Origin of the sequence: Chlorogloeopsis sp. ULAP01, assembly GCF_030381805.1 — a bacterium.
In the GTDB taxonomy this organism is placed as follows: Bacteria; Cyanobacteriota; Cyanobacteriia; order Cyanobacteriales; family Nostocaceae; genus Chlorogloeopsis.
Map to the genome: position 1 here is coordinate 12,901 of NZ_JAUDRH010000016.1, position 15,962 is coordinate 28,862.

Sequence of the window (15,962 nt, forward strand, 5' to 3'; positions counted from 1 at the left end):
GAGCAAAAAGTAGGTAGAATGCCTATGAACGCACACAAACATAAGTCGAAGTTACAAGCGCAACAGCAACGGATACATCCAAAAGATTGGTCATGGCCATTTTGGCCTGCTTTACCACTCTACCCCTACGGCAGACGGCAGACAATTTGCAGGGAAATAATTGAGGATATTATCTGGACATTTGATCAGCTTCAGGGCATTCTCTACACGATCGCCCCAATTCGGATGACACTGATCAAGCTTGCAGAGGGTGGCTTATTGGTTTATGCACCCGTTGCTCCGACGGCTGAGTGTGTGCGTATGATTAACGAGTTGGTAGCAGAGCACGGCGATGTTAAGTATATTATTCTGCCCACTAGTTCCGGTTTGGAACATAAAATTTTTGTTGGTCCCTTCGCCAGATGTTTTCCCCAAGCTCAAGTCTTTGTTGCTCCTCATCAGTGGAGTTTTCCGTTCAATTTGCCATTGAGTTGGCTTGGTTTTCCTCAAAAACGGACTCAAGTACTCTCAGCAGATGGCAGCCTTGCTCCCTTTGCCAATGAGTTTGACTATGCGGTGTTAGATATTGACTTGGGAAGAGGATCTTTTGCAGAAGTTGCAGTCTTTCACAAGCGATCGCGCACTCTGCTTGTCACTGATTCTATTTTGTCTGTGCCAGAAGATCCACCCGCGATCGCCCAATTAGATCCGTATCCGTTGTTGTTTCATGCCAGAGATAATGCTTGGGAAGCGATCGAGGATAATCCAGCAAATCGCCGTAAGGGATGGCAACGCATCTCATTATTTGCGATTTACTTTCGTCCTCATGCGGTGGAAACGAGTAATTTGTGGCAAGCTTTTCGCGATGCACTCAAAGCCCCTGATCATTCAAAAAAAGCGTACTTCGGTTTATTTCCGTTTCGATGGCAAGAACACTGGCAAAAATCATTTGATGCTCTACGCTTAAATGGGCGTCCATTTGTAGCGCCGATTCTGCAAACTCTGATTTTTCCTCAAGCACCAACCCAAGTGCTTAACTGGGTTGACAAAATCGCAACATGGGATTTTCAACAGATAATTTCTTGTCATTTTGATTCACCTATTCAGGCAACTGGGCGTCAATTTCGGCAAGCATTTACTTTCCTTGAGAAAAAACCTGCCATAAGTGAAGATTTATTGGCAAGCCAGTCTTTGCCAGAAGAAGACTTGAAATTTATTAAAGAACTGGAGGCGGGTTTAATTAAGCGCGGTATTGCCACACCACCAAAAGAGAAAGTGTGAAGTAAGGAGCAAGCTAAGTAGGTAGACATAATTAAACGTAAAATGCTGATTTCACAAAACTAAATAGGAGAAGCTTTTTACCTTCTGCCTCTACTTAAAAACGACTACAAAGATTTTTGCCTTGATTTTCGCTTTGATTCCCTAGAGTTTGTATGCAGCATTGTAGCTTAGACTAATTGCCAATACTTTGTACAAAATAACTTAATATTTATTAACTCTGAAAAATAAGGAACAAAAGACAAGGACATCGGCGTCTGTCTTTATGTAATCCTTACAAGAACAAATTTGATTCTATCTTGATTATTTAATTCATTACAGAATATATTTTAGTTCTTACTTGTTAGTTGTATTTTGGATTAATAACTATTGTCTAGTTACTAATTTGGCAATTTTCCTATGAAAACCTTCTTAAATAATTATTGTAGTATCAAACAAACTAAAATTTTCACTGCTTTAATTTTGACTGGCATTTTGTCAGTTAGTTATGGTTTAATAGTATTCAAAAGCGCCACTGCCAATCCAAGCAATTCTTTACCAGAAACAGTTAATGAATTTCAAAAAGAAAAGATTAAAAAAAGCGGTTTACCACAGCCAGTAGCGAGATCTGTACTGCAAAATCTTTCTGGTAGAGAAGGAATTTTACCTAATAAATTAGAAATTATTGAATATAGCCAACAGACTTGGCGTAATGGATGTCTAGAACTACCCAAACCTGATGAACTTTGTACCCAAGCATTAGTTCCAGGTTGGCGGGTTATAGCGTCTAATGGTAGCCAAAGATGGATTTATCATACAAATAGCAGTGGAAGTTTTTTACGGTTAGCAAATTCTCATACTCCCACAAACAACGAGTCAAAAAACTTACCAAACTCAGTTAGAAACGCTGTCTTAAAAGCTAGTTCTAGACGTTTGAATCAACCGATTTCTCGATTTCAAATTATTGAAGCACAACGAAGAACTTGGAGAAATGGCTGTTTGGAATTAGGTGGCTCGAATACAAACTGCATCCAGGTTTTAGTTCCAGGTTGGCGGGTAGTAGCTAGGACAAGCAATCAAAGTTTGGTTTATCACACTAATAATTCCGGTTCTATAATCAGGTTCAATCAACGAGAAAGCCAAATTAGTAGTAATAAGTTACCCCAAAGAGTGAACGATACTGTTTTAAAAGCAGCATCTCAACGCACAGGATTACCAATTTCTCAACTACGGGTTACTAACGTTCAACAAATAACTGCTGATGGTTGTTTAGGTTTAGCACGTCCTGATGAAGCTTGCATTCAGATTGCTTAAAAAGTTTGGGAAATAACTATACAAGCACCAAGACAACGCCTAGTTTATCGTGCTAATCAGGATGGTTCTCAAGTTAGGTTCAATGAAAACGCAAGTCGCGTTAGTTTACCACAATCGATTAGCAACGCTGTTTTAGAGAATGCGTCTAAGGAGTTGGGATTAACTGTTTCTCAACTGCGCATAGTTGAAGTAGAACGCCGAGAATGGCGCGATCGCTGCTTGGGTATCAGCGAACCGTTGATTTTATGCGCCCCAAGCATTGTACCTGGTTGGCGAGTCACTGTCAGCGATGGACAACAGCGTTTGGTTTATCGCGTTGGTGAACCAGATACAATCAAATTCGACAGACGAGCTAGCAAAATTACTCGTAATGGTAGTTGGCAACCTGTGTCAATTCCGACAAGTGAATTACCACCACCATTAGAAAGTGGGATGGTTTTTCGCCAAATTTCTAGTGGCGGCTTTGCTGGTAGAACCTATGAAACTTTATTGCTAGATGACGGAAGCTTGATTCGTGTTCGCATAGGTGATGCGAACGACTCAGAACGCAGCGTTAGCCGAATTTCTTTGCAGCAACTGCGACACTTTCAAAGACTGTTAGAAGAAAACGGAGCCGACTCATTCCAGAATTTGAGTTACCCAGCCCCCACAGGTGCTGCTGATTACATCACCTATACTTTAACCAGTCCAGATGGTACGGTGCAATTCAACGATATTTCTCAAAATCGTCTACCTAACAATTTACAGGTAGTACTCAAAGCTTGGAATCAATTGATTCAGTCGCCTACATAAAAAAGACAAAATGAGTGAGACGCCAACTCAAAAGATTCAGAATGATTTTGACAGAATTGCACTGTTGGAGGAAGCGCAATGGGATCACAACAGCCACTACCATAGTTTTTTGCTCAAGCAACTACCAACTGTTTGCGAGAGTATTCTGGAAATTGGCTGTGGAACTGGCGTCTTCTCTCGCCTTTTAGCTGAACGTTGTGACAGAGTGCTTGCAATAGACTTATCCCCAAAAATGATAGAAGTTGCTCAAAGGCAGTTTGGAGATTATACAAATATAAATTTCCAGGTTGCCGATATATTGAAGTGGGAGTTTCCAGTTGAGCAATTCGATGTCATTGCCTCTATTGCAACTGTTCATCACTTGCCAGTGGAGAATTTATTGTCTGATTTGCAGGTTGCTTTGAAACCAGGTGGAAAGCTAGTGATTCTAGACTTGCTCAAAAGTGAAAGTATTCAAGATACTTTCACAGATTTAATGGCTGTTCCACTTAACTTGATATTTAAGATCCTCAAAAACAAGCGCATCAAACCGTCACCGGAAGCACTAGAAGCATGGAGAGAGCATGGGCGCACAGATACTTACCTTACCTTATCGCAAGCACAACAAATCTATACACATTTCCTACCAGGAGTAAATGTCAGAAGGCACTTGTTTTGGCGTTATTCAGTAGTATGGGAAAAATCAAAGAATACTTGATACTTACTAAAAATAAACTACTGTTTGTCAACCGGAATACTGATAAAAAGATTTGTATATTATAGTGTAGTTAAAAATTTGTATTAATACTGCTAAAAACAGATGAACAAGCAGGGCAGACACTTACGTCACAGTTGGGTTCAGTCTCAAGAGTCTGCAAACTTAGACTCAAGACTGCAACCAATGCAACAAAAAGAGCCAATGTTTTACTATTTTGCCTATGGCTCGTGTATGTGTCCGGTAGATTTGAAGCGATCGCTTGGCGAAAATACCCACTGTTATGTGATTGGTTCGGGGATACTCAAAGGTTATCGACTAGGTTTTTATCGCTATTCTCAATTTCGTAAATGTGGAGTGTTGGATATAGTTAAAGATCCAGCTAGCACGGTACACGGTGTACTCTACCAGCTACCTATGCGGGTGAGCGATCGCTTGGATGAACGAGAGGATGTGCCACGCGGTGGTTATCGCCACGAATTTATAGATGTTCACTGCCAGGGGCAAGTTTACAATCGTGTTCGTACTTATGTAGTAGTTAATAAATTATCAAAAGAATTTGCACCTAATGACTGGTACTTTAACGTAGTTTTACGTGGTGCTGTAACTTGCGGATTACCAGAAGAATATTGCTGGAATTTATTTAATCATATGTACCAATTGCAACAGAAGTATCAATTGCATAATTCAGGCGATCAACTCAAGCACTAAAAGTACTTTCTTAAGTATTGTAGTATTCATATCATGGTAATATAGCAATGAGTATTAAAGTTAATAACCTCAGTAAATATAGTGCCAAAGCCCTCAACTTATTTTTATATTATATATTAATTTATAAACATTTAATATCTTACATAATTAGCAAGCAAGATGATTATTTAGTTCCTCCTAAAAGAATAATTTTTATTGGAGATGGAGATTTTAGAGACATAGGAAATGAATTCCTCAAATATTTTGCGGATTATGGCAATCTCAAACCTGATGATCGAGTTTTAGACGTTGGTTGTGGTATCGGAAGAATGGCACTACCCCTGACTAACTATTTATCCGACAAGGGAGAATATTGGGGATTTGACATAGTTAAAGAGGGTATTGATTGGTGTCGTACTATCTACCCAATTCGGTTTAAAAACTTTCATTTTCAACTTGCTGACATCTATAATAGAACTTACAATCATCGAGGGTATTTTCAAGCGTCTAACTATAAATTCCCTTATGAAAATTCATATTTTGATTTTATCTTTTTAACCTCAGTTTTTACCCATATGCTTCTTGAAGAAATAGAAAATTATATATCAGAAATATCAAGAGTTATAAAGCCAAATAAGAATTTTTTAGCTACATTTTTTTTACTAAATTCAGAATCATTGGGTAATATAAACTCAAGTCTAAGTAGTTTGGAATTTAAGTTTGAAATTGATGGTGGATTAACTACAAATTCTCATACACCAGAAGACGCTGTAGCCTTTGATGAAAATATTATTAAAGAAATTTATGAAAAACACGGTCTAGAAATTTATACTCCTATTCATTATGGTGCTTGGTGTGGAAGAGATTGTTTTGTAAGCTATCAGGATATCATCATAGCTACAAAACGTGGTAAATAAGTCCTAAACGCGCCTACCGTAGACAGGAAAGAGGATGTGACTTATTTATTTTTTCATTTGTAGCACCACTCGTGAAGCTGCATCTCAGACAAAGAAATCTTTCTTTACACTCATGGGGAAAGCGATCGCCTACGGTATCAGAAGGTTTTTGTCATTCTGAAAGAAAAATAGGGTGCCGATCTAATAACAATTCCCTAGATAGACCCCAACCTCCAACACCACAAACTAAAATAAAAAAATAGAGCATCAGCAGAGCGGCTTTGTCGTATCTGAATAAAAAGTTTAGATGAAACTGGTTGAAAATGTTAAAGCCAGTGAGCAAGAAAATAAACACATTAGCTGAGAACATTAGTTGAAAATTTTTGAACCAATTCTCAATTATTAACCTGAAGATTACAGACTCTAAACCAAGGGTTAGGAGGCTTCAATGGAACGCCAGTATTTTTATTCGATTATGCATGGGCAGGGAACGTTGGATTATGAGATTTATTTGAATACTCACGCTTTACTTTCCTGCCAGAAAGACTATAAGGAATTGTGCAACCAAGACGAACTTCAGTTTCAAATTGTTCATCAATCAGAAGAACTTTGGATGAAGCTTATTGCTTATACACTTTTAGATATTGATGAGTATATCCAACAAGAAAATACTAACAGAGTAATTACACTTTTTAATCGAGTGCATGAAATCCAAAAAATCATGATCCAACAATTGAGCCTTTTGGAAACCATGTCACCAAAGGAATATCAGGAGATACGCATACACTTAGGAAATGGCAGTGGACAAGAATCTCCGGGTTTTCGCACTATTATGAAAATGTATCAACCTCTATGGAATTCTTTTAAAACTTTTTATTTGGATAAACATGGACTGAGTTTAGAACAAATTTATGATACAGGGTATTCTCATTGCAATGCTTACATGGTTGCAGAAGCTTTAGCAGAATATGATGAACTGTTCCAAAAATTCCGCTATCATCACATTCAACTGATTCATAGAACTATAGGAATGGGTTCCCAATCTCTGAAAGGACGTCCTGTAGAATTACTAGAAAGTGGAATGCGTATGAAATTTTTTCCAGAGCTTTGGGAAATCAGAAATAAAATGACCGATGCTTGGGGATTACAATACGGTAAAATTAGGGAATCTATTGCTATATAACTCAACTTATTTTCTGTAGCTCTAGGCTATTTGTATATTGACTATTATGACAATATATAAATAAAGAAATCTTAGTTGTTTGGAAAATTAATCTAATTTTGAAATGACTAATTCCGTATTATCGGATTAATAATGGTGAATCGATATAAACAGCACTTTTTTATTCCTGAAGGTATTTATTTACTAAACCACTCGGTAGGATGTCTTCCCCAAAAAACAGCTATAGAACAGGAGCGTTTCTTTGATTTGTGGAAGTTCCAAGGTGGTAAAGCTTGGGAGGAATGGTTGAGATTAATCGATGAATTTTGCAAATCTCTCTCAACCTTAATTCATAGTGATTCTCAAGAAGTTTGTCCTCAAACTAATGTGTCTTCTGCTATTTGCAAAATTCTACATTCGCTTCCACTACGTAAAGACAGAACTAAAATTCTTCTTGCAGAAAATGATTTTCCATCGATGGGATTTGCTTTGTCTCAAATGGAGAGAAGCGGCTACCAAATTAAATTCTTACCAATCAAGGATAATCAATTATTTATAGATATATGGAAACAGCATCTTACAAAAGATACTCAACTTGCGTTTATTACTCATGTTAATTACGGTAACAGCCTCTTAAATCCAGTCAAAGAAATTATTCAATATGCTAAAGAGCAAGGCATCTTTACAGTAGTTGATATTGCCCAATCTGTTGGTGTGATACCGATTGATGTCGGTGCATGGAATGCTGATTTTGTGATAGGCTCGTCTATTAAATGGTTATGTGGAGGCCCAGGTGCTGCATTTCTTTGGGCGAACTCGGAAAGTGTTTTAAGCTTTGCTCCAGTTGATGTGGGTTGGTTTTCTCATGAAAATCCCTGGGAGTTTAATATTCATAATTTTCAATATGCTAATAACGCTAAACGTTTTTGGGGCGGAACTCCCTCTGTTCTCCCTTTTATTATTGCTAAGGTAGGTATTGATGAAATTAACAGCATTGGTGTAGATAAAATTCGCTTTCACAATTTAGTATTGACAGAACGTATAGTTCAGGCTGCTCGAACGAAAAGGTTAACTGTGCTGACGCCTACTGAAGCTTCGCAACGTGGAGGAACGGTGGTTATTCAATTTAATCATCCTCAAAAAGCTTATGAAAAATTCAAAAAAGAAAATATTTGTATTGATACTAGAGTTAACTATGGTTTGCGTTTTTCTCCTCACATATACAATGACGAGGAAGAAATAGATAAAGTCATTGATTTGATGCAAGAAGAAGATTAAAAAATATATCTAGAAAATATTTAATTAGTAGACAAAGCTTTGATTATACTTTCAGTGTATGCATCGGTGAAAATAAGAATAGTCTGCATATGATTTCTAAGAATTCATCTGAGGTGTAAAATATGACTCATACTTGTTGCGGGCCTGGTTACGCTTCTCCAGAAGCGGCAATCAAAGCAGAACGCGAAAAGATTCTTTATGCGATCGCCTTATATACGGGTACAGGTATCGAAGCACCAGATTATCTTGCCACTGTAGATGTCGATCCCAATTCTCCGACTTACTCCCAAATCATTCATCGTCTGCCTATGCCCTATCTTGGCGATGAATTACATCATTTTGGCTGGAATGCTTGTAGCTCGTGTCATGATGATAGCAGTAAATCCCGACGCTTTTTAGTTATTCCCGGACTGCGTTCTAGCCGAGTTTATATTGTTGATACGGCAGATGCTCGTACTCCTAAACTTTATAAAATCATTGAACCAGAAGAAATCAAAGCAAAAACCAATTTAACAGCCCCCCATACAGTCCACTGCCTAGCCGATAGCCACATGATGATTTCTATGTTAGGTGATGGCGAAGGCAATGGCCCCGGTGGCTTTTTGTTGCTGGATGAGAATTTTGATATTGTTGGGCGCTGGGAACGTCAAGCCGAAGCCATGCAGTTCAACTACGACTTCTGGTATCAACCGCGACATAACGTCATGGTGAGTAGTGAATGGGGTGCGCCAAAAACTTTTTATCCTGGTTTTGATCTCAATGACGTAGCAGCCGCAAAATACGGGCATCATTTACATTTCTGGGATTGGTCAAAACACGAAATTATTGAAAGTTTTGATTTAGGTGAAGAAGGAATTATCCCCTTAGAAGTGCGTTTTCATCATAACCCTGAGAGTACGCATGGTTTTGTTGGTGCTGCACTCAGCAGTAATGTTTGGCATTGGTACAAATCCAATGGAAATTGGCAACTAGAAAAAGTTATTGATGTGCCATCACAAGAAGTGGAAGGTTGGCCAATCCCTGTGCCATCTTTAATTACTGATATCCTAATTTCAATGGACGATCGCTTTGTTTACTTCTCCAACTGGTTGCACGGCGATATTCGTCAGTATGACATCAGCAACCCTTCCCAACCCCAACTCACGGGACAGGTTTGGTGCGGTGGTTTGCTTGGTAATGGCAGCGAAGTTCAAGCTCATAAATTGGCTGGTGGCCCGCAGATGCTACAACTAAGTTTGGATGGTAAGCGGCTTTATGTCACAAATTCTCTATTTAGTAGTTGGGACAATCAGTTTTACCCAGATTTATCCAAGACAGGTTCCTATTTGTTGCAAATTGACTGCGATACCGAAAATGGCGGTATGAAAATTAACCAGGATTTCTACGTTGATTTTGGTAAAGAACCAGCCGGCTCTGCTCGTGCGCACGAAATACGTTATCCAGGAGGCGATTGCACCTCTGATATTTGGGTATAATTGATACTGTTGATATTCTCTAAGACTCCATTTCAGCTAATTCTAACCAGCGCTCTGTCGCCACATCTATTGCCTGCTTCAATGTTTCCACCTCTTCGTAGAGTTTTTGTACTTGGGTGTAATTTCCTGGTGGCACTTTGGAGAGCGCTTTTTCTGTTTCTGTTTTCTCGGCTTCTAATTGGGCAATTTTACCTTCAAGTTCTTCAAATTCCCGCCTTTCCCAAGTTGAGAGCCTGCGCCGTTTTTTTTGTTCTGGTTGTTGGGGCTGAGAATTTACTTTTTCTGCCTCTAGATTTTTCGGCTTTTCCTTAGTATTGTTAGTTGCTTGCTGCTTTTCTTCTTCAGCTTTTTTGTAATCTAGATAAACTGAATAATTACCAGGATACTGTCGAATCTTTCCTTCTTCTTCGAGAGCAAATATAGTATCTACTGTCCGATCGAGAAAATAGCGATCGTGGGAAACAACAATTACACAGCCACTAAAATCTTCTAAATATTCTTCCAAAATTGCTAACGTTTGTACATCCAAATCATTCGTCGGTTCATCTAATATCAAAACATTCGGCGCACCCATCAAAACGCGCAATAAAAATAAGCGTCGTTTTTCTCCTCCAGAAAGTTTATGAATGGGAGCATATTGCTGATTCCCAGGAAACAAAAATCGTTCTAACATTTGGGATGCAGTAATTTTAGTGCCATCAGCAACTTGAACGTATTCACCTTCTTCTTTAATGTATTCAATCACGCGCTGATTGTCGTTCAAGGCTGTCAGTAATTCTTCAGAATGTTGGTCAAAATAGCCAATGTGAATGGTAGTACCAATGTCCACATTACCAGTATCCGGCTGTACGCGCCCGGTAATAATATCCATCAATGTAGACTTACCTGCACCGTTACCGCCGATAATTCCAATCCGGTCTTCTGGGTTAAATTCGTAGGTAAAATTTTTAATTAGGGTACGCCCATTGTAGGCTTTGGAGATATTTTCCAGTTCGATAACTTTTTTGCCGATCCGACGACTGGCTGTAGAAATATCAACTTTTCCCTGAGCTTGTTTAAACTCAGTTGCTTGCATATCACTAATCCGATCTATTCTAGCTTTTTGTTTAGTACTTCTGGCTTTTGGCCCTCTTTTCAACCATTCCAATTCGCGCCGCAATACTCCCTGAAATTTACGCTGACTGCTCAGAGCGGATTCTTCGGCTTCGGCTTTCTTTTCTAGATAGTATGAATAATTCCCAGAGTAGGTGTAAATATCGCCTCGATCAATTTCAATAATGCGGTTGGTGACACGATCTAAAAAATAGCGATCGTGAGTAATCAAAAGCAATGCACCGCGATAACGATTTAAATAACTTTGCAACCACTCGACAGAATTTGCATCTAAATGGTTTGTTGGCTCATCCATCAGTAATAAATCTGGTTCTGATAGCAAAGCTGTGGCTAAGGCGATACGCTTGCGGTAACCTCCAGACAAAGTTCCGATGCGAGCATTAAAATCTGTAATTCCTAATTTTGAGAGGATGATTTTAGCATTGGTTTCTAGTTCCCAAGCTCCATTTGCATCCATACGCTGCATCACCGCCGAAAGGCGAGACATCAACTGATTATTTTCTGGCTCGTGAGCTAGTTGCTCGGAAATTTCTTCATACTCACGCACCAAAGCCATTTCTTCACCACTATCAGCAAAAACTTGCTCTAAAACTGTGTGATTTTCATCTAAATCTGGCTGTTGGGGCAAGTAGATAATTTTCACACCAGAATTCACAAAAATTTGCCCACTATCAATTGGTTCTAGTCCAGCAATCATTTTTAATAATGTTGATTTACCAGAACCGTTAGTACCAATTAAGCCAACTTTATCAGTCGCATCTAGACTAAAGCTTGCATCTTTAAGAATTTCTTTAATGCCAAAATCTTTTTTAACTGATTGCAGTGTAATCAAACTCATAACAATTTCAAATTTAAAATTTTGTATTAAGTATAAGGCAGAGGGCAGAGAGAAGTTTGTAGGCGCGGAGCGAATTCCCGTAAGGGTGTGGAGGTTTCCTCCGAAAGCGTTGCTCCTCCGAAGGAGGCTCAAAGCTTCGGAGAGGCAGAAGGTAAAAGTCCCTTCTTGATAGAGTTTAATAATTTGGCATTTTCAGTTTAATTATGTTCGCTTACTTATATAATAAGGTGCGTTACGCAAGCGACAACGCACCCTACAATTTTAACTTCTCCTATGAATGTTGTGCTTTTGCACCTAATTGTAAATGGCACATTAACGTCCCATTATCCACTCTACCTATACAAATAAATCAAGTGGTAAATGACCATACATTTCGTTAATACCATGAGGAGAAAAAGATTGACATGATACTAAAACACCACGATGATGCCCAAAGTAAGAGTCGATATTACATACACCATTTTTGCCGTTTAATTTAATATAAACAGGCCCCTCAATAGCAGGTAAATTACTTGGTGGTTCATAACCCAAAGCCAAGGAATATGTTTTCATCGCTAACATTCCTTCTGCTTCTGTATCAGCACAAATACCTAAAATTTGGTAATCAGAAAGTTTGGCAATCAAAAGTAAAGCTTCACGAATTAAAGACTTTTCTGACGGCTTAATTTTTGGTGCAATATCTACGCAATTAAACTTGTTAAGAACTTTTTTAGCGTCTGCGATCGTGAAGTTAGTCTGATTTTTGCTTGACATAAATCTGCTTATTATCTACTAGGTGTGTACTTTGTTGCTGATTAGGGCATAATCTACATTTCAGATTAAACTTAGGTTTATTCCTGCAAATTGCTCACATTAAAAAGGAAAGGCACACTACTTTGAGAATCTTTACCGATGACAAGAACTTTTGGCATTTGAGCACCACCATTTTTCCACGCTTCAATTGCTTCCTTTTGTAGAACTAACTGCCCTCCTTGGGCTTTTAATGTTTCTGCTAAAAGTCTTTGAGCTTCAGCCTTTCCCTTGGCACGATTAATATCTGCTTGTGCTTCTTGTTCAGCTTCTTGTGCTATGTAGACAGCTCTTTGCGCTCTTTGTTCCGCAATTTGTTTATCTTCAACTGCTTTCGCAAACTCTGGAGAGAAAGTTAAGTCAATCACACTAGTATCTAGAACAATAATCCCATATTTATCTAAGCGTTGTCCCAAGGCTGTATCAAAATCTTCCTTTAGTTCATTTCTTTTGGTAATTGCTTCTTCTACTGTCCTCCTTGCGGCTGCAATTTTAAAAGATTCTTGAGTTTGGGGAGCGATGATTTTGGAGACAATATTCTCCAAACTTCCCTGTTTTCTTCTAATCTCAACTACTTGTTGAGGATCGATGCGGAAATTGATCGCAAATTTAGCTGTTAGTTCTTGTAAATCTTTGGTAGCACTTTGAGCAGGTATTTCGTATTTTTGCACCGTTACATCATATACATCTACTCTAGAGATCAAAGGTGGTTTGATATGAATACCCTCTAGTAAAGCTCCATCTCTTGCTTTACCCAAAATACTTAGCACCCCCGCCTCGCCTGGATTAATAATGATAAAGGAATTGAGAGCAAATATCACAAGTACTGCTATTGCAACACCTGCTACTAAGCTTTGCCAACTACCAAATTGCTGATTTTTCAAATTCTATCTCCTTTAATTATTGTTAAGTATTTCTAGCTATATAGTGACACTTCATCATTGGCAAACATGGTAGTATCAGTTATTTCACGTAATTGCAAACGGCAGTGACTACGGTATTTAAATCTCGTCAGGCGGCAAAAAAGGCAGGGGCTTAACCCATCCTCTTCAACGTCTGCTGAATTATGGACAGCAGTATCGCAAACAATTTTGGCAAGCCAGTACTTGTTCTATGCTTAACAAGCTGATGGATTTGGCACCACCAAGGTTGATTGGCATTGCGGTTGATGTGGTTGTAAAGCAGCAAGATTCTATCATTGCACAGTTGGGAATCAAAGATATTTTTGGACAATTTTTAATTCTTGCTTTTCTGACTGTCATTATTTGGATTTTAGAATCTATTTTTGAGTATGCCTACGCCAGACTATGGCGTAATTTGGCACAAAACATCCAGCATGATTTACGTTTGGATGCTTACAAGCATTTACAAGAATTGGAACTGGCATACTTTGAAGAATGTAGCACAGGTGGCTTGATGTCTATCCTCAGTGACGATATCAACCAGTTGGAGCATTTTTTAGATAGAGGAGCAAATGATATTATCCAAGTTGCGACTACTGTAGTAATTATTGGTGGCGCTTTCTTTATTGTGGCTCCTAATGTGGCTTGGATGGCAATGTCACCTATACCTTTTATTATTTGGGGAACATTTGCTTATCAGGATGTACTGGCGCCTCGCTACGCTGATGTTCGAGAAAAGGTGGGTTTACTAAATTCTTGCCTAGCGAACAATCTCAGTGCAATTACTACTATTAAAAGTTTCACTGCCGAAGATTACGAAATCTCACGTTTAGGAGTAGAAAGTGAAGCATATCGCCGTAGTAATGCCAAAGCAATTATACTTTCTGCTGCTTATATTCCTTTAAGTAGGATGCTGATTTTAGTGGGATTCACAACATTGTTATTCTATGGTGGCTTGGCAGCAGTTCGAGGCACAATTTCTGTAGGCGCATATAGCGTTTTGGTATTTTTAATTCAACGATTACTTTGGCTTTTAACTAGATTAGGCGAGACTTTTGCTCAATATCAACGAGCAATGGCTTCCACAAATAGAGTTATGAATTTGTTGGATACTCCCATTGCTATCCATCCGGGAGATGTGCCGCTACCTTTGCAAGAAGTGCGTGGGGAGGTGGAATTTAAACATATTACTTTCGCTTATCAAGGTAGGCAATCGGTCATCAAGAATTTGTCATTAATTATTCCAGCAGGGAAAACGATCGCTATTGTCGGTTCTAATGGTTCTGGGAAGAGCACTTTAGTTAAACTGTTATTACGGTTTTACGAAGTGCAATCGGGAGAAATCACTCTAGATGGTTTTGATATCCAAAAGCTAAGGTTGCAAGATTTACGCCGTTGTCTTGGTTTGGTGAGTCAAGATGTCTTTTTATTTCATGGTACTGTGGCAGAGAATATTGCCTACGAAGCTTTGATGCTACCGAACGAGAAATTATTATAGCGGCCAAAATCGCAGAGGCGCATGAATTTATTACAACTCTGCCCCAAGGATATGAAACAATTGTGGGTGAACGAGGACAAAAGCTATCTGGCGGACAACGCCAACGAATTGCTATTGCTCGTGCCGTACTCAAAAATCCGCCCATTCTAATTTTAGACGAAGCCACCTCAGCCGTAGATAACGAAACAGAAGCAGCTATTCAGCGATCGCTAGAACGCATTACTGTCAATCGAACAACGATCGCAATCGCTCACCGTCTTTCTACCATTCGTAATAGCGATCGGATCTATGTGATGGAGCACGGAAAATTCATTGAGGCTGGAACCCACGAGCAACTGTTACAGCAAAACGGAGTTTATGCTAGTTTATGGCGCGTTCAATCTGGTTTAAGGTAGTTTGTCAACATTGCCTCTCGGCGTGAGATGATTTTCTATGAATCGTTCTTCTGCACTGGGTAAATAGGTAAAAGGCTATAGCTTACAGGTTACATAAAAATAGAACTAACCTGTTCCCTATCTCCTATCCCTGTCCCCTATCCGCTGTCCCCTAATTAAATATGATGTTTGGTACTACCCAACCGGAATCACCAGAGAATAAGTGGCGTCGCCAACTCGATCAATTTATCAAAACCCATCAGCAAGAACTGGCGGCACTAGCTTGGGGCTTGTGGTTAGAAAATAGTGACAGCAAAGTTACTATCGGCATTGACTTGCAACCAAAGCCGCATTTTGTTTACTGTCCTCAAGAAGCAGTAGAGAACTTAAATCTAAAAGTTGAGAATAGACTTCAGGAAATTTTGGGAATTGTGGCGCATTACCAACCTGAAGTGGAAGTTGTCATGATTGCTATTGCAAAAGACCAAATTAAGTTAATTCATTTTGAACCACAACCAGCACCGCCAATTTGTTTTGAACAAGTTGGCAAGGATGTTGATAGCTTATTAGAAATGTTGGAGCAACGTCTGAGCGAACAGCTGCAAGGCTAAAAATCAGAACTCAGAACTTCTCGTTAAGGTTGACGTGGGGACACGGTGACACAAAGACGCGGAGAGATTTTTATGATGATGAATTTAAGGGAACACCAGAAAATGAATTATCTCATCTTGTGGGATGGGCATCCTGCCCTTTCTTGGTGATTAGCGGGCGATCACGCCGCACCACAAGAAATTTTTGGATATTTTTTATTTGCAAGTCCCTAAACGGACTTGAAATGACGAGGTTCGCAATAAACAAAGTTTACCAGCTTAGATTGAGTTATGTACCAGAATTTCAGGGAAGACTAGATC

The 15,962-nt window shown here is 39.0% G+C and carries 13 protein-coding genes and 1 pseudogene; 11 read left to right on the forward strand and 3 right to left on the reverse strand.

Annotated elements, in window-relative coordinates:
- Positions 1–24 precede the first annotated feature (24 nt).
- The 9 genes from QUB80_RS27110 (at position 25) to QUB80_RS27145 (ending at position 9,537) form a co-directional block, all read left to right on the forward strand.
- On the forward strand, positions 25–1,260 hold the full coding sequence (locus QUB80_RS27110) for a DUF4336 domain-containing protein (protein WP_289792585.1): 1,236 nt from the start codon (positions 25–27) through the stop codon (positions 1,258–1,260).
- A 396-nt stretch (positions 1,261–1,656) separates the two neighbouring features.
- Positions 1,657–2,550 (forward strand): DUF8738 domain-containing protein, encoded by an 894-nt coding sequence (locus QUB80_RS34965; protein WP_336622353.1) that lies wholly within the window; start codon positions 1,657–1,659, stop codon positions 2,548–2,550.
- A gap of 117 nt (positions 2,551–2,667) precedes the next feature.
- Positions 2,668–3,342 (forward strand): DUF8738 domain-containing protein, encoded by a 675-nt coding sequence (locus QUB80_RS34970; RefSeq protein WP_502875333.1) that lies wholly within the window; start codon positions 2,668–2,670, stop codon positions 3,340–3,342.
- Positions 3,343–3,352: 10 nt separating this feature from the next.
- Positions 3,353–4,039: a class I SAM-dependent methyltransferase gene (locus QUB80_RS27120; protein ID WP_289792586.1), complete on the forward strand. Its 687-nt coding sequence runs from the start codon at positions 3,353–3,355 to the stop codon at positions 4,037–4,039.
- Positions 4,040–4,141: 102 nt separating this feature from the next.
- Entirely contained in the window at positions 4,142–4,747 is a 606-nt protein-coding gene (locus tag QUB80_RS27125; protein ID WP_289792587.1) for a gamma-glutamylcyclotransferase family protein, read from the forward strand.
- Positions 4,748–4,794: 47 nt separating this feature from the next.
- Positions 4,795–5,643: a class I SAM-dependent methyltransferase gene (locus QUB80_RS27130; RefSeq protein ID WP_289792588.1), complete on the forward strand. Its 849-nt coding sequence runs from the start codon at positions 4,795–4,797 to the stop codon at positions 5,641–5,643.
- Between the two features lie 427 nt (positions 5,644–6,070).
- Positions 6,071–6,805 (forward strand): tryptophan 2,3-dioxygenase family protein, encoded by a 735-nt coding sequence (locus QUB80_RS27135; RefSeq protein WP_289792589.1) that lies wholly within the window; start codon positions 6,071–6,073, stop codon positions 6,803–6,805.
- A gap of 132 nt (positions 6,806–6,937) precedes the next feature.
- A complete protein-coding gene (locus QUB80_RS27140; protein ID WP_289792590.1) occupies positions 6,938–8,062 on the forward strand; it encodes an aminotransferase class V-fold PLP-dependent enzyme in 1,125 nt (374 codons plus the stop codon).
- A 122-nt stretch (positions 8,063–8,184) separates the two neighbouring features.
- The gene (locus tag QUB80_RS27145; RefSeq protein WP_289792591.1) at positions 8,185–9,537 is read left to right on the forward strand and encodes a selenium-binding family protein; all 1,353 of its coding nucleotides are present in this window, start codon (positions 8,185–8,187) and stop codon (positions 9,535–9,537) included.
- A 19-nt stretch (positions 9,538–9,556) separates the two neighbouring features.
- Here the strand turns inward: QUB80_RS27145 and QUB80_RS27150 are convergent, their stop codons facing one another.
- The 3 genes from QUB80_RS27150 to QUB80_RS27160 all read right to left on the reverse strand — a co-directional run bounded on the left by QUB80_RS27150 (position 9,557) and on the right by QUB80_RS27160 (position 13,161).
- Complete coding sequence (locus QUB80_RS27150; RefSeq protein WP_289792592.1) at positions 9,557–11,488, reverse strand: ABC transporter ATP-binding protein; 1,932 nt, start codon at positions 11,486–11,488, stop codon at positions 9,557–9,559.
- A 336-nt stretch (positions 11,489–11,824) separates the two neighbouring features.
- Positions 11,825–12,241, reverse strand: a complete 417-nt coding sequence (locus QUB80_RS27155) for a DUF1824 family protein (protein WP_289792593.1) — start codon at positions 12,239–12,241, stop codon at positions 11,825–11,827.
- 77 nt (positions 12,242–12,318) lie between these two features.
- Positions 12,319–13,161, reverse strand: coding sequence for a prohibitin family protein (locus tag QUB80_RS27160; RefSeq protein WP_289792594.1), 843 nt, complete (start codon positions 13,159–13,161; stop codon positions 12,319–12,321).
- Between the two features lie 104 nt (positions 13,162–13,265).
- On the opposite strand from QUB80_RS27160, the pseudogene QUB80_RS27165 reads away from it, so the two are divergent.
- Both QUB80_RS27165 and ccmS read left to right on the forward strand, forming a co-directional pair.
- A pseudogene (locus QUB80_RS27165) lies at positions 13,266–15,072 on the forward strand (ABC transporter ATP-binding protein).
- Between the two features lie 161 nt (positions 15,073–15,233).
- The gene (gene ccmS, locus QUB80_RS27170; protein ID WP_289792595.1) at positions 15,234–15,662 is read left to right on the forward strand and encodes a beta-carboxysome assembly chaperone CcmS; all 429 of its coding nucleotides are present in this window, start codon (positions 15,234–15,236) and stop codon (positions 15,660–15,662) included.
- Positions 15,663–15,962 lie beyond the last annotated feature (300 nt).

What these genes read in the sequence shown, in the direction of transcription:
- QUB80_RS27135 (WP_289792589.1), top strand. Translation starts at nt 6,071, where the DNA reads ATGGAACGCCAGTATTTTTATTCGATTATGCATGGGCAGGGAACGTTG.
- ccmS (WP_289792595.1), top strand. Translation starts at nt 15,234, where the DNA reads ATGATGTTTGGTACTACCCAACCGGAATCACCAGAGAATAAGTGGCGT.
- QUB80_RS27125 (WP_289792587.1), top strand. Translation starts at nt 4,142, where the DNA reads ATGAACAAGCAGGGCAGACACTTACGTCACAGTTGGGTTCAGTCTCAA.
- QUB80_RS27140 (WP_289792590.1), top strand. Translation starts at nt 6,938, where the DNA reads ATGGTGAATCGATATAAACAGCACTTTTTTATTCCTGAAGGTATTTAT.
- QUB80_RS27110 (WP_289792585.1), top strand. Translation starts at nt 25, where the DNA reads ATGAACGCACACAAACATAAGTCGAAGTTACAAGCGCAACAGCAACGG.
- QUB80_RS27155 (WP_289792593.1), bottom strand. Translation starts at nt 12,241, where the DNA reads ATGTCAAGCAAAAATCAGACTAACTTCACGATCGCAGACGCTAAAAAA.
- QUB80_RS27150 (WP_289792592.1), bottom strand. Translation starts at nt 11,488, where the DNA reads ATGAGTTTGATTACACTGCAATCAGTTAAAAAAGATTTTGGCATTAAA.
- QUB80_RS27130 (WP_289792588.1), top strand. Translation starts at nt 4,795, where the DNA reads ATGAGTATTAAAGTTAATAACCTCAGTAAATATAGTGCCAAAGCCCTC.
- QUB80_RS34965 (WP_336622353.1), top strand. Translation starts at nt 1,657, where the DNA reads ATGAAAACCTTCTTAAATAATTATTGTAGTATCAAACAAACTAAAATT.
- QUB80_RS27120 (WP_289792586.1), top strand. Translation starts at nt 3,353, where the DNA reads ATGAGTGAGACGCCAACTCAAAAGATTCAGAATGATTTTGACAGAATT.
- QUB80_RS27145 (WP_289792591.1), top strand. Translation starts at nt 8,185, where the DNA reads ATGACTCATACTTGTTGCGGGCCTGGTTACGCTTCTCCAGAAGCGGCA.